The following is a 12,694-nucleotide window of genomic DNA, read 5'->3' as shown; positions in this document are numbered from 1 at the left end:
GGACAGATGTACGAGGATGAGTGGGGGTACCGGTACGGGTACGGGTACCCCCACCAGCACAGCGCGAGGCGGACGAGGACGATGCCGACGGCCGAGGAAGACCGCACCAGCCGACGGCTGGCCTGGTGCGTGGCGCACGTCCTGCGCCACGCACCGGACCACGTCGTCACCGACATGATCGGGCGGCTCGATGAGCCCGCCTTCAAGTACCTGTGCCGGGACGAATGGCTGGCGGCCTCGACCGTCACCCTGCTGCTCCGCCACGGGAGCGAGACCGACCGCAGCTACGTAGCTCGCAACCCCCGCGTCGTGGGCCGGCCGCTGTCCGGCCTGCCCGGGCCCGCCCGGTACGCCCGCCGCCGGACCCCGCCCGAACTCCTGCCGGTGCTCCGCGCCGAGCTCGGCCGGGACCCCGGCGAGGGGCCGCTCACCGCGGCCGAGCTCACCGGCCTGCTGCGCCGGCACGGCCGCCGGCCACGGGTCGCGCTGGACATCCTGGCGCTGCGCCACGACCCGGACCCGGAGCCGCTGCTCGCCGAACACCTCCGCGAGCCGCTGCCGGCCGGCTCCGTCGAAGCCCTGCTGCTCGCCCTGGACCTGCCCCGGGACGCCGTCCAGGGGCTGCTCGCCTCCGCGGCGCCGGACGGGCGCTTCTGGTACCGGCCCGCCGTCCGCGCCGTGCGGATGGGCCGGGTCACGCACGAGGAGCTCGTCGCCCACGTGGCCCCCGCGCACCGCACCCTGCGGCTCACCGACCTGACCGGGGCCCGCGGCCTGCGCTGGACCCTGCCCGAGCGGACGGGGATGCGCACGGCCGTCGCCCGGGCGCTGCGCCCCCTGCGCGACGACCCCCGGCTCTGGGCGGAGCTGCTGCGCCACGCGCCCGCCTTCCCGGGCACCCTGCCGGTCCTGGTGGCCCGGATCGTGCGCGGCACCCTGGCGGAGCCCGCCGAAGCGCCACGACCGGTCCCCGGGCTCGCCGAGGCGGTGCGTTCCGTGGCGCCCCGGCCCGCCGAGCCCGTCGCGGGCGTGGACCGCGAACTGGCCCTGGCGAGCCTCGCGGTGCCCATGGAGTCCGTCCAGGAGGACATCCGGTGGGTGCGCGACTGCCTCGCCCGGGGGCTGCTCACCGGCGAGGACGTGATCCGGCACAAGGCGCCCGCCTGCTGGGCCCTGGACGAGGACCACTGGCTGGGTGAGGTGGACCATCCCGACCGCCACGAACCGGCCGCCCCCGTGCTCGCCGCGCGGTCCGAGGCCGACAGGCTGTTCGCGCTGGCCCTCGGCTCCGATCCGGACGCCTGGTGGCGGGTGGCCAGTACGCTCCCGGACTTCGCCGGGACGCTGCCGCACCTTCTCCTTCGGGTCACGGATGGGGGCTCAGTGTCCGGGCGCCCCTGAGTTGCGGCAACAATGGGTCCATGAGCGACCGCCCATCCCCCCTCGCCGATCCGCACCTCCTCTTCGACCCCGCGGCCGGCCGTCGGGACATCGTCATCCTCGGCTCCACCGGGTCCATCGGGACCCAGGCCATCGACCTCGCCCTGCGCAACCCGGACCGGTTCCGGGTCACGGCCCTGTCCGCCGCCGGCGGCCGGGTCGCGCTGCTGGCCGAGCAGGCCCGGCTGCTGCGCGTGAAGACGGTGGCCGTCGCGCGCGAAGACGTCGTACCGGCCCTCAAGGAGGCGCTGGACGCCGAGTACGGCGCCGGTGAGCCGCTGCCCGAGATCCTCGCCGGACCGGACGCGGCGACCGAGCTCGCCGCCTCCGAGTGCCACACCGTGCTCAACGGCATCACCGGTTCCATCGGCCTCGCGCCCACCCTCGCCGCGCTGAAGGCCGGGCGGACGCTGGCCCTCGCCAACAAGGAGTCGCTGATCGTCGGCGGCCCGCTGGTGAAGGCCCTGGCGAAGCCGGGCCAGATCATCCCGGTCGACTCCGAGCACGCGGCGCTCTTCCAGGCCCTCGCCGCCGGCACCCGCGCCGAGGTGCGCAAGCTCGTGGTCACCGCCTCCGGCGGGCCCTTCCGCGGCCGCACCCGCGCCGAGCTGGCCTCGGTCACGGTGCAGGACGCGCTGGCCCACCCGACCTGGGCGATGGGCCCGGTGATCACCGTCAACTCGGCGACCCTGGTCAACAAGGGGCTGGAGGTCATCGAGGCGCACCTGCTCTACGACATCCCCTTCGAGCGGATCGAGGTCGTGGTCCACCCGCAGTCGTACGTGCACTCCATGGTGGAGTTCACGGACGGCTCCACGCTGGCCCAGGCCACCCCGCCGGACATGCGCGGCCCGATCGCGATCGGCCTCGGCTGGCCCCAGCGGGTCCCGGACGCGTCCACCGCCTTCGACTGGACCAAGGCGTCCACCTGGGAGTTCTTCCCGCTGGACACGGAGGCCTTCCCGGCGGTGGGCCTGGCCCGGCACGTCGGCGCCCTGGGCGGTACCGCGCCCGCCGTGTTCAATGCGGCGAACGAGGAGTGCGTAGAGGCCTTCCTGGCCGGTCGGCTCCCGTTCACAGCAATCATGGATACGGTCTCTGCCGTGGTCGATGAGCACGGGACGCCGGCCGGGGGAACTTCCCTCACGGTCACGGACGTCCTTCAAGCGGAGGCCTGGGCCCGGGCCCGGGCACAGGAGATGGCGGCGCGGGCCGCCGTGGAGGCGCGCGCATGACCGTACTGCTGACCCTGATCGGCGTGCTCGTATTCGTCGTCGGGCTGCTCTTCTCGATCGCCTGGCACGAGCTCGGCCACCTCTCCACGGCCAAGCTCTTCGGCATCCGCGTGCCCCAGTACATGGTCGGCTTCGGCCGGACCATCTGGTCGCGCAAGAAGGGCGACACCGAGTACGGGCTCAAGGCCATCCCGATGGGCGGCTACATCCGCATGATCGGGATGTTCCCGCCGGGCGAGGACGGCAAGATCACCGCCCGCTCCACGTCGCCGTTCCGCTCGATGATCGAGGACGCGCGCTCGGCGGCGTACGAGGAGCTGCAGCCGGGCGACGAATCGCGGCTCTTCTACACGCGCAAGCCGTGGAAGCGCGTGATCGTGATGTTCGCGGGCCCGTTCATGAACCTGGTCCTGGCGATGGCGCTCTTCTTCGGCGTGTGGATGACCTTCGGGGTGCAGCAGACGACCACCCAGGTCCAGACCGTCACCGATTGCGTCATCAAGCAGAGCGAGAACCGCGACACCTGCCGGGCCGGCGACCCGGCGGCCCCGGCGAAGGCCGCGGGCGTGAAGGCCGGCGACAAGATCGTGGCCTTCCAGGGCAAGCCGGTCGAGGACTGGGCCACCCTGCAGAAGAACATCCGCGACACCATCGGACCTGCCACCCTCACCGTCCTGCGCGACGGGCAGGAGGTGACCCTCCGGGCGAGCCTCGTGGAGAACCGGGTGGGCAAGACCGACGGCCACGGCGGCTACGTCAAGGGCGAGTACGTCTCGGCCGGCTATCTCGGCGTCGGCCCGAAGTCCGTGATCGCCCCGCTCAGCTTCACCCAGTCCGCGGACCGGGTCGGCGAGGTCGTCCAGAGCAGCGTGCAGGGCCTGGCCGAGCTTCCGGGCAAGATCCCGGCCCTGTGGAACTCGGTCTTCAACGGAGCCGAGCGCGAGGCCGACTCCCCGATGGGCATCGTCGGCGCGGCCCGGATCAACGGGGAGATCGCCACCCTGGACATTCCGAGCGAGCAGCGGGTGTCGATCATGCTGAACGTCCTGGGCATGTTCAACCTCTCCCTCTTCCTGTTCAACATGCTGCCCCTGCTGCCCCTGGACGGCGGGCACATCGCGGGCGCCCTGTGGGAGTCGGTGCGGCGGGCCTTCGCCCGGGTCTTCCGGCGCGCCGACCCGGGCCCGTTCGACGTGGCGAGGCTGATGCCCGCGGCGTACGTGGTGGCCGGGGTCTTCCTCTGCTTCACCTTGCTGGTGCTGGCCGCAGATGTGGTCAACCCCATCAAAATCACCTGATCGAAAGATCGTCGGATCGTCGTACGGGGCACCCGTACAGCATGCGGACCGGAGCCGGGCACGCATCGTGCCCGGCTCCCTACGTTCGGGTGGCACACCCCCTGCGATGCGCGGGAGACGTGCCGGTTGGCGTAATCTCGGACGCTGGGGCCCGCCGATCCCGGCACCTATATCCACACCTTGGGGTTGCACAGCAGATGACTGCCATCTCTCTCGGAATGCCGGCCGTGCCGACGAAGCTCGCCGACCGCAGGGTCAGCCGAAAGATCCAGGTCGGCTCGGTGGCCGTCGGCGGCGACGCGCAGATCTCCGTGCAGTCGATGACCACCACCAGGACCTCCGACATCGGGGCCACGCTCCAGCAGATCGCGGAGCTGACCGCTTCCGGCTGCGACATCGTCCGCGTGGCCTGCCCGACGCAGGACGACGCCGACGCGCTCGCCGTGATCGCGAAGAAGTCGAACATCCCGGTCATCGCCGACATCCACTTCCAGCCGAAGTACGTGTTCGCCGCGATCGATGCCGGCTGCGCCGCCGTCCGCGTGAACCCCGGCAACATCAAGCAGTTCGACGACAAGGTCAAGGAGATCGCGCGCGCCGCCAAGGACGCCGGTACCCCGATCCGCATCGGCGTCAACGCCGGCTCGCTCGACGCGCGACTGCTGAAGAAGTACGGCAAGGCCACGCCCGAGGCGCTGGTCGAGTCCGCGCTGTGGGAGGCCTCCCTCTTCGAGGAGCACGGCTTCAGCGACATCAAGATCTCGGTCAAGCACAACGACCCGGTGGTCATGGTCAACGCCTACCGCCAGCTGGCCGCCCAGTGCACCTACCCGCTGCACCTCGGCGTCACCGAGGCCGGACCGGCGTTCCAGGGCACGATCAAGTCCGCCGTCGCCTTCGGCGCACTGCTCTCCGAGGGCATCGGCGACACGATCCGCGTCTCGCTGTCCGCCCCGCCGGTCGAGGAGATCAAGGTCGGCATCCAGATCCTGGAGTCGCTGAACCTCAAGCCGCGCCGCCTGGAGATCGTCTCCTGCCCGTCCTGCGGGCGTGCCCAGGTGGACGTCTACAAGCTGGCCGAGGAGGTCACGGCGGGCCTGGAGGGCATGGAGGTCCCGCTGCGCGTCGCGGTCATGGGCTGCGTCGTCAACGGCCCCGGCGAGGCCCGTGAGGCCGACCTGGGCGTCGCCTCCGGCAACGGCAAGGGCCAGATCTTCGTCAAGGGCGAGGTCATCAAGACCGTCCCCGAGTCGAAGATCGTCGAGACCCTCATCGAAGAGGCGATGAAGATCGCCGAGCAGATGGAGAAGGACGGCGTGATGTCGGGCGAGCCGACGGTCGCCATCGGCGTCTAGTTCCCGCTGGTTCCCGCTGCTTTCCCGCAGCAGGTGACGGGCCCGGAGCCGCAGGTGCGGCTCCGGGCCCGTCGGCGTGCGGGCCTGCGGGCGGACCCCGCCCCGCAGGCGCCCCCGAGGGGCCTCGGGGGCATCTCGGAGCCGCTCCGGGTACAGTGCGGAGATCAGCAGACTTGCATGGTGAGGCCCCAGTGTTGACGCAGACCACCACCCGGGTCCTTGAGCCCAGTGATCTCGACGCCGCGCTCGACATCCTCGGACGCGACCCGGTCCAGAACGCCTTCGTCACCTCCCGGGTCCAGGTCGCCGGGCTCGACCCGTGGCGCCTGGGCGGCGAGATGTGGGGCTGGTACGCCGACGGCGAGCTCCGCTCGCTCTGCTACGCCGGCGCCAACCTGGTGCCCGTCTGCGCCGAACCCGACGCGGTACGGGCCTTCGCCGACCGCGCCCGGCGCACCGGCCGCCGCTGCTCCTCCATCGTCGGCCCCGCCGAGGCCACCGGCCTGCTCTGGCAGCTCCTGGAGCCGAGCTGGGGCCCGGCCCGCGACGTCCGCTCCTGCCAGCCGCTCATGATCATGGAGCAGCCGTCCACCGCGGTGGCCGCCGACCCCCGGGTCCGCCGGATCCGCAAGGACGAGATGGACCTGATCATGCCCGCGTGCGTGGCCATGTTCACCGAAGAGGTCGGCATCTCCCCGATGACCGGCGACGGCGGCCTGCTCTACCAGGCCCGGGTCGCCGAGCTGGTCGCGAGCGGCCGTTCCTTCGCCCGCGTCCAGGACGGCAAGGTCGTCTTCAAGGCCGAGATCGGCGCCGCGACCTCCCGCGCCTGCCAGATCCAGGGCGTCTGGGTGGCCCCCGAGTTCCGCGGCCGCGGGCACTCCGAGACCGGGATGGCCGCCGTCGTCGCCTACGCGCTCCGGGACGTGGCCCCCGTGGTCAGCCTGTACGTCAACGACTTCAACACCGCCGCGCGCGCCTCCTACCGCCGGGTCGGCTTCCGCGAGGTCGGCGCGTTCATGAGCGTGCTGTTCTGAGCGCGTCGCCGCCCCGTGCGTGCCGGTCCGACCGTCCTGTTCCGATCTTCCCGCTCCGATCTTCCTGTCCCACCCCGCGGTCGGCCAGTAAGGTCGCCGCATGATGCCAACCCCCGCGGGAGACGACCCCGGCCGGCCCGCCGGACTGCGCATCGGGCCCCTCGACCTCGCCGCCCGGGTCGACGAGGCCCTGCGCGTGCAGGCCATGGCCTTCGGGCTCAGCGAGGAGGAGGTCGGCATCCGGCGCTACATCGTCCAGCGCCACATGACCTGCCGCGGCGCCCGCGCGCTCGGCGCCTTCACCGACGACGGGGTGCTCGCCGGGTTCGTCTACGGCATGCCCAACGACCGCTCGCACTGGTGGTCCGGAATCGTCGAGCCCTACCTGCGCACCGGCGGCCACGAGGGCTGGCTCGACGGCTCCTTCGTGATCACCGAGCTCCACGTGCACCCCGGGTTCCAGGGCAACGGAGTCGGCCGCGCCCTCATCACCGAGATCACCGACACCGCCGCCGAGGAGCGCTCGATCCTCTCCGCGATCGACACCGAAAGCCCCGCCCGCGGGCTCTACCGCTCGCTGGGCTACACGGACCTCGCCCGCCAGGTCCTCTTCCCGAGCGCGAGCCTCCCGTACGCCGTCATGGGCGCCCCGCTGCCGCTGCGCAGGCCCTGACCCCCGCCTGCCCCGCCCGCGCCCCGGCCACCCCGGCCCCCGTGGCCCTCAAAGCATTTCCGCGGCCCCCGCGGGCCCCGATAGCCTCCCGTCATGTCAACGCAACACGTGCAGCGCATGTCCCGCCTCATGGCCAAGACCCTCCGCGAGGACCCCGCCGACGCGGAAACCCTCAGCCACCGCCTGCTGGTCCGGGCCGGCTACGTCCGGCGCAGCTCCGCCGGAGTGTGGAGCTGGCTGCCGCTCGGCAAGCGGGTCCTGGACAACGTCTCGCGCATCGTCCGCGAGGAGATGGACGGGATCGGGGCGCAGGAAGTGCTGCTCCCGGCGCTGCTGCCGAAGGAGCCGTACGAGGTCAGCGGGCGCTGGTCGGAGTACGGGGACCTGCTCTTCCGGCTCAAGGACCGCAAGGGCGCGGACTACCTGCTCGGCCCCACCCACGAGGAGATCTTCACCCTGCTGGTCAAGGACCAGTGCACGTCCTACAAGGACCTGCCGGTCATGCTGTACCAGATCCAGACCAAGTACCGGGACGAGGCGCGGCCCCGCTCGGGCGTCCTGCGCGGCCGCGAGTTCCAGATGAAGGACTCGTACTCCTTCGACGTGTCCGACGAGGGTCTCGCGGAGTCCTACCGGCTCCACCGCGAGGCCTACGTACGCATCTTCGAGCGGCTCGGCCTCGACCACCGGGTCGTGTCGGCGGTCTCGGGCGCGATGGGCGGCTCGGCGTCGGAGGAGTTCCTGGCCCCGGCCCCGGCCGGTGAGGACACCTTCGCCGACTGCCCCTCCTGCGGCTACGCGGCCAACACGGAGGCGGTCACCTTCGCCCTGGCCCCGGCCGCGGGGGAGCACGGCCCGCTGGAGGAGATCCCGACCCCCGACACCCCCACCATCGAGACCCTGGCGGCGCACCTGGGCGTCCCCGCCTCCGCGACGCTGAAGAACCTCCTCGTGAAGGTGGACGGCGAGATCACCGCCGTCGGCGTACCGGGCGACCGGGAGGTCGACCTGGGCAAGCTCGGGGAGCACCTGGCCCCGGCGGTCGTGGAGCTGGTGACGGCGGAGGACTTCACCGGCCGGCCCGACCTCGTACGCGGCTACGTGGGCCCGCAGGGCCTGGAAAAGGTCCGCTACCTCGCCGACCCCCGCATCGCGCCGGGCACCTCCTGGGTGACGGGCGCCAACAAGCCCGATACGCACGCGCGGAACGTGGTCTGCGGGCGCGACTTCGAGGTGGACCGGTACCTGGACGTGGTCGTCGTCGAGGAGGGCGACCCCTGCCCCTCCTGCGGCGCCGGGCTGCGGCTCGACCGGGCCATCGAGATCGGGCACATCTTCCAGCTCGGCCGGAAGTACGCCGACGCGTTCGGGCTCGACGTCCTCGGCAAGGAGGGCAAGCCGGTCCGGGTCACGATGGGCTCGTACGGAATCGGCGTCTCCCGTGCGGTGGCCGCGCTCGCCGAGCAGACGGCGGACGAGCGGGGCCTGTGCTGGCCCGCCTCCGTCGCGCCGGCCGACGTGCACGTGGTGGCGGCGGGCAAGGCGGTGCCGCTCGCGCTGGCGGAGTCGGCGGCCCGGTCCCTGGCCGGGGCGGGTCTCCGTGTCCTGCTGGACGACCGGCCCGGCCTGTCGCCCGGCGTGAAGCTCACCGACGCGGAGCTCATCGGCGTCCCGTGGATCCTGGTGGCGGGCCGCCGGTCGGCGGACGAGGTGGTCGAGCTCCAGGACCGCCGCGCCGGCACCCGCGAGGAACTCCCCTTGGCCGAGGCCCTGGCCAGGCTGACCGCCGGAGCGTAGCCCTGCGGGGCCTTCCCCCACCCCGCCCCTTCCCGAAACCGGGCGCTGCCCGGACCCGGTCCTCAAACGCCGGACGGGCTGGATACATCCAGCCTCGCCGGCGTTTGAGGCGCGGGCTCTGGGGCGGAGCCCCAGGGGGTCCGGGCGGAGCCCGGGGAACGGGCGAAGGGCGGGTAGGGGACGGCTCCGCGCAGCGCCTAGCCACGCCCGTCCGGCTCTGCCGGGGGCGGCGGCGGGGATCCGTCCAGGCAGGGCTCCGCGACCGCCCCGGGGCCGAGCCCCGCAGCGGCGTCCGGAGGCGCCGCTGCAGGAGCGGGCGCGGCGGTAACCGGCGGCATCGCCGCAGGAGGGGCCGGGGTACCCGGAGGTGCGGCCGCAGGCGCAGGCGCCGCGCGTTCCAGGAAGCGCAGCAGTTCCACCGGGAACGGGAGGACCAGGGTGGAGTTCTTCTCCGCCGCCACGGCGACCACCGTCTGGAGCAGGCGCAGCTGAAGCGCAGCGGGCTGGTCGGACATGACCGCCGCCGCCTCGGCCAGCTTGTGCGAGGCCTGGAGCTCCGCGTCCGCGTTGATGACCCGGGCCCGGCGCTCACGGTCGGCCTCCGCCTGCCGGGCCATCGACCGCTTCATCGTCTCCGGCAAGGACACGTCCTTGATCTCGACCCGGTCGACCCCGACGCCCCAGCCCACTGCCGGGCTGTCGATCATCAGCTCCAGGCCCTGGTTGAGCATCTCCCGGTTGGACAGCAGGTCGTCGAGGTCGGACTTGCCGATGATCGACCTGAGCGAGGTCTGCGCCATCTGTGAGACGGCGAAGCGGTAGTCCTCGACCGCGATGATCGCGCTGGCGGGGTCGACGACCTTGAAATACACGACCGCGTCCACCCGCACCGTGACGTTGTCCCGCGTGATGCCCTCCTGCGCGGGCACCGGCATCGTCACGATCTGCATGTTCACTTTCCGCATCCGGTCGATCACGGGAACGACCACCGTGAAGCCGGGCGGCCGGATCTCCTCGCGCAGCCTGCCCAAGCGGAAGACCAGGCCCCGCTCGTACTGCTTCACCACCCGGGCCGCGGCGCCCACGTAGACCACGACGCCCACACCGGCGGCGATTGCCGCTGTCAGCAGTTCTTCGACCATGACGGCCCCCTGCCGGACACACCTATGTACTTACGGTATGCCCTACAACCAGCCCGCGAACTCCAGCAGCAGCTCCGCATCCCGCCGCCGGCCGGCGGCCAGCGCCCGGTTGCCCGATTCGATGGCCCGGAACAGCGTCCAGCCCCGCAGCCGGTCCCGGTCCACCTCCAGGGCGTCGGCCAGCTTGTTCACCCGCCGCCGGGCGCCCGAGGCCCCCGCCGAGGAGGCCATCTGGTCCTCCAGCCGGTCCCGTACCAGCCGGGCCAGGTCGTAGGCCCGCTCGCCGACCATCGGGTCCGGGCCCACCGCCAGCCACGGGGCGCGCTCGCCGGAGAGGACCTTGCCCTGCCGGAAGTTCCCGTGCAGCAGCAGCTCCTCGGCCGGCGCCGCCGTCAGCTCCTCGCGGGCCGCCAGCGCCGCCGAGGCCAGCTCCGCAGCCTCCGGGGGAGCCTTGCGGAGCACCTCGGCCTGCTCGGCGGTCCGCTCGGTGACGGTCTCCCAGCCGTGCCCCTGCGCCGGGGCCACCCACAGCCTGCGCAGCGTGCCGCAGGCCTCCAGCAGCGCCTTCGCCTCCGGCAGCGAGCGCAGCGAGACCTCGGGGTGCAGCCGCTCCAGCAGCAGCGCCCCGTCCTCCTCGTGGTGGCGCGTGTCGAGGACCCGGACCGCCCCGAAGCCGCCCCAGTGAGCCAGCGCGGCCAGTTCCCGGTCGGGCCGGAGCCCCGGCGGGGCCAGCTTCAGCGCGGCCGGGGTCCCGTCGGCGTACCGGACGAGGACGACCAGGCTGCTGCGGCCGCCGGGGGCCTGGACCCGCTGGGCGTGCACCCCGCGCCGGGCCAGCGCCCCCTCCGCCAGCTGGGGGAGCTGCCCCAGCCAGTCCGAGACGTGCGCCGATTCCGGCAGCTCGCCGAGCGCCCGTACGAGCCGCTGCGGCGGTTCGAAAGCCATGCGTGCGTGGTCCCTTTCAGCTGTGCCCGGGCTCGTCGCGCATGCTTGCGCGCTAGGTCCGCGGTGTGTCCGCGCGTTCCGTGAGCCCAGGGAAGGCTACGCCGACACCGCGCCAGCGTGCCGCGCGCACGGCCGCGGCGGTGAGCGCGTCAGCCGCCTCGCGGCGCAACTGGCCCTCGGCGGCGCGCACCAGATCGGAGTACGCGCCCGCCACCCGGTCCTCGATCCCGGCGGCCAGCCGCTCGGCGTCGGCGGGCGTGCGCACGGTGAACGGCAGGGTGTACGCGGCCTCCGAGGGGCGGGGGGAACCGCCCAGCTCACGCACGGTGCGGGCGAGCGCGTCGCGGCGCGCGAGGTGGCCGCCGTACGCCTCGCGGGCCTCGGCGGAGCGGGCGGCGCCGGCCCGGGCCCCGATCACGCCGTAGCCGTACGCGGCCGCGTGCTCGGCGGCGAGGGCGGCCTGCGCCGCCTCCAGGACCCGGCCGGCGGGGGAGGCGGAGGGAGTGGGGGCGGAGGTCACGAGGAGGCTCCCGGGTTCGAGGTCAGCAGGTACGCGTGCACGTGGCCGCACGCCGCCACCGAGGCGAGCATCCTGGCCAGCTCCCCGGGGGCGCCGGCCAGGGAGATCGTCCGGGCCTCGGCCAGGCTCCGCTCGGCGTCCGCGAGGGCGGTCAGCGCGTCGGCGGGCGCGGGGGGCACCGCCGCGGCGGAAGCGTCCGGAGCGGCGGCCGCGGCGCCGGACGGGACGGCGGAGGAGGGAGCCGAGGCGGAGGCGGAGGAGGCCGGGGCCGCGGACCGGGAAGGCGAGGACGACGGAGCCGGGGACCGGGACCCCTCGTCGGCGAGGGCCGCCGTGTGGGCCGCGACCGAGGCGCGCAGCGGTGCGAGGCGCACGGCGAGGGCCGGATGGGCCGCGGCCGTCGCGTCGTAACGTTCCAGCAGTCGCTCGCTCTCACGAACGGCCGTCTCACGCATCCGCCGTTCGAGTGGAACCTCGGGGGCCGCGGCGGGCGGCCCGTCGTCGGAGCAACCGCTGAGCAGCGCGGCTCCGGCGATGCCCGCGGCACCGGCGAGCAGGCCTCTTCGCGACGGCAGGATCGAGGGCACGGGGACGTCCTTCGGTGTTGGCCGGGCTGATGGCCGGCAGGGTGTGATCACGGTACCCGGGGCCCCGTCCACAGCGCGGACGGCAACACCCCCCGCGACCGGATACCCTTTGACCTGACGCACGACGGAAACCACAACAGCACACGCGGCCGAGGAGTCACCCGGATGAGCACCACCCAGAGCGACAGGCTGCGCGCATTGCTGGAGCCGCTCGTCGCCGCCAAGGGCCTGGACCTCGAGGAGATCGAGACGTCCAAGGCGGGCAAGCGCCGGATGCTGCGCATCATCGTGGACTCCGACGAAGGCGTGGAGCTGGACGCGTGCGCCGAGCTGAGCCGCGAGGTCTCGGACCTGCTGGACGAGACCGACGCGATGGGTGAGGACGAGTACGTCCTCGAAGTGAGCTCGCCGGGCGCGGACCGCCCGCTGACCGAGCACCGTCACTACATCCGGGCGATCGGCCGGCTCGTGAAGTTCCAGACGTCGGACGGCGGGGAAGTGATCGCCCGCATCCTCGACGTCGACGACGAGGGCATGGACCTCGAAGTCCCGGGCGTGAAGGGCCGCAAGGCGACCGCCCGCCGCATCGTATTCACCGACATCGCCAAGGCGCGTGTCGAGATCGAGTTCAACCGCAAGGACAAGAAGGAAGAGGAGGCGTAGTC

General features: G+C 73.0%; 12 protein-coding genes. 8 read left to right on the top strand and 4 right to left on the bottom strand.

Annotated features, from left to right (window positions below; translation table 11 throughout):
- Window positions 1-81 precede the first annotated feature (81 nt).
- The 7 genes from ACODT5_RS14180 (at window position 82) to ACODT5_RS14150 (ending at window position 8,835) form a co-directional block, all read left to right on the top strand.
- Complete coding sequence (locus ACODT5_RS14180) at window positions 82-1,401, top strand: serine/threonine-protein kinase (RefSeq protein ID WP_422519506.1); 1,320 nt, start codon at window positions 82-84, stop codon at window positions 1,399-1,401.
- A gap of 20 nt (window positions 1,402-1,421) precedes the next feature.
- Window positions 1,422-2,675: a 1-deoxy-D-xylulose-5-phosphate reductoisomerase gene (dxr, locus tag ACODT5_RS14175; RefSeq protein WP_422519505.1), complete on the top strand. Its 1,254-nt coding sequence runs from the start codon at window positions 1,422-1,424 to the stop codon at window positions 2,673-2,675.
- The gene (locus ACODT5_RS14170; RefSeq protein ID WP_422519504.1) at window positions 2,672-3,973 is read left to right on the top strand and encodes a M50 family metallopeptidase; all 1,302 of its coding nucleotides are present in this window, start codon (window positions 2,672-2,674) and stop codon (window positions 3,971-3,973) included. The genes dxr and ACODT5_RS14170 overlap by 4 nt, the downstream gene beginning before the upstream one ends.
- Before the next feature lie 197 nt (window positions 3,974-4,170).
- Window positions 4,171-5,328, top strand: coding sequence for a flavodoxin-dependent (E)-4-hydroxy-3-methylbut-2-enyl-diphosphate synthase (gene ispG / locus ACODT5_RS14165; protein WP_243337575.1), 1,158 nt, complete (start codon window positions 4,171-4,173; stop codon window positions 5,326-5,328).
- Window positions 5,329-5,519: 191 nt separating this feature from the next.
- Window positions 5,520-6,365 carry a GNAT family N-acetyltransferase gene (locus ACODT5_RS14160; protein WP_422519503.1) on the top strand — a complete coding sequence of 282 codons (846 nt, stop codon included), beginning with the start codon at window positions 5,520-5,522 and terminating at the stop codon, window positions 6,363-6,365.
- A 103-nt stretch (window positions 6,366-6,468) separates the two neighbouring features.
- A complete protein-coding gene (locus tag ACODT5_RS14155; RefSeq protein ID WP_422519657.1) occupies window positions 6,469-7,038 on the top strand; it encodes a GNAT family N-acetyltransferase in 570 nt (189 codons plus the stop codon).
- 93 nt (window positions 7,039-7,131) lie between these two features.
- Complete coding sequence (locus tag ACODT5_RS14150) at window positions 7,132-8,835, top strand: proline--tRNA ligase (protein ID WP_422519502.1); 1,704 nt, start codon at window positions 7,132-7,134, stop codon at window positions 8,833-8,835.
- Between the two features lie 197 nt (window positions 8,836-9,032).
- On the opposite strand, the gene ACODT5_RS14145 is transcribed toward ACODT5_RS14150, so the two are convergent.
- From ACODT5_RS14145 to ACODT5_RS14130, 4 genes are read right to left on the bottom strand one after another with little or no spacing between them, the layout of a single operon-like run.
- Window positions 9,033-9,977, bottom strand: a complete 945-nt coding sequence (locus ACODT5_RS14145; RefSeq protein ID WP_422519501.1) for a slipin family protein — start codon at window positions 9,975-9,977, stop codon at window positions 9,033-9,035.
- 42 nt (window positions 9,978-10,019) lie between these two features.
- The gene (locus ACODT5_RS14140) at window positions 10,020-10,922 is read right to left on the bottom strand and encodes an aminoglycoside phosphotransferase family protein (protein ID WP_422519500.1); all 903 of its coding nucleotides are present in this window, start codon (window positions 10,920-10,922) and stop codon (window positions 10,020-10,022) included.
- Between the two features lie 52 nt (window positions 10,923-10,974).
- A complete protein-coding gene (locus tag ACODT5_RS14135; RefSeq protein ID WP_422519499.1) occupies window positions 10,975-11,442 on the bottom strand; it encodes a ferritin-like domain-containing protein in 468 nt (155 codons plus the stop codon).
- Window positions 11,439-12,029 (bottom strand): hypothetical protein, encoded by a 591-nt coding sequence (locus ACODT5_RS14130; protein ID WP_422519498.1) that lies wholly within the window; start codon window positions 12,027-12,029, stop codon window positions 11,439-11,441. The genes ACODT5_RS14135 and ACODT5_RS14130 overlap by 4 nt, the downstream gene beginning before the upstream one ends.
- A 165-nt stretch (window positions 12,030-12,194) precedes the next feature.
- On the opposite strand from ACODT5_RS14130, the gene rimP reads away from it, so the two are divergent.
- Window positions 12,195-12,692 carry a ribosome maturation factor RimP gene (gene rimP, locus ACODT5_RS14125; RefSeq protein ID WP_266904030.1) on the top strand — a complete coding sequence of 166 codons (498 nt, stop codon included), beginning with the start codon at window positions 12,195-12,197 and terminating at the stop codon, window positions 12,690-12,692.
- Window positions 12,693-12,694 lie beyond the last annotated feature (2 nt).

The sequence above is a fragment of the Streptomyces tatrensis genome (genome assembly GCF_049310065.1).
Lineage (GTDB): Bacteria > Actinomycetota > Actinomycetes > Streptomycetales > Streptomycetaceae > Streptomyces.
This window is presented reverse-complemented; position numbering and strand designations above follow the sequence as displayed.

Coding starts and splice junctions, on each gene's coding strand:
- ACODT5_RS14180 (WP_422519506.1), top strand. CDS start 82: ATGCCGACGGCCGAGGAAGACCGCACCAGCCGACGGCTGGCCTGGTGC.
- dxr (WP_422519505.1), top strand. CDS start 1,422: ATGAGCGACCGCCCATCCCCCCTCGCCGATCCGCACCTCCTCTTCGAC.
- ACODT5_RS14170 (WP_422519504.1), top strand. CDS start 2,672: ATGACCGTACTGCTGACCCTGATCGGCGTGCTCGTATTCGTCGTCGGG.
- ispG (WP_243337575.1), top strand. CDS start 4,171: ATGACTGCCATCTCTCTCGGAATGCCGGCCGTGCCGACGAAGCTCGCC.
- ACODT5_RS14155 (WP_422519657.1), top strand. CDS start 6,469: ATGCCAACCCCCGCGGGAGACGACCCCGGCCGGCCCGCCGGACTGCGC.
- ACODT5_RS14150 (WP_422519502.1), top strand. CDS start 7,132: ATGTCAACGCAACACGTGCAGCGCATGTCCCGCCTCATGGCCAAGACC.
- ACODT5_RS14145 (WP_422519501.1), bottom strand. CDS start 9,977: ATGGTCGAAGAACTGCTGACAGCGGCAATCGCCGCCGGTGTGGGCGTC.
- ACODT5_RS14140 (WP_422519500.1), bottom strand. CDS start 10,922: ATGGCTTTCGAACCGCCGCAGCGGCTCGTACGGGCGCTCGGCGAGCTG.
- rimP (WP_266904030.1), top strand. CDS start 12,195: ATGAGCACCACCCAGAGCGACAGGCTGCGCGCATTGCTGGAGCCGCTC.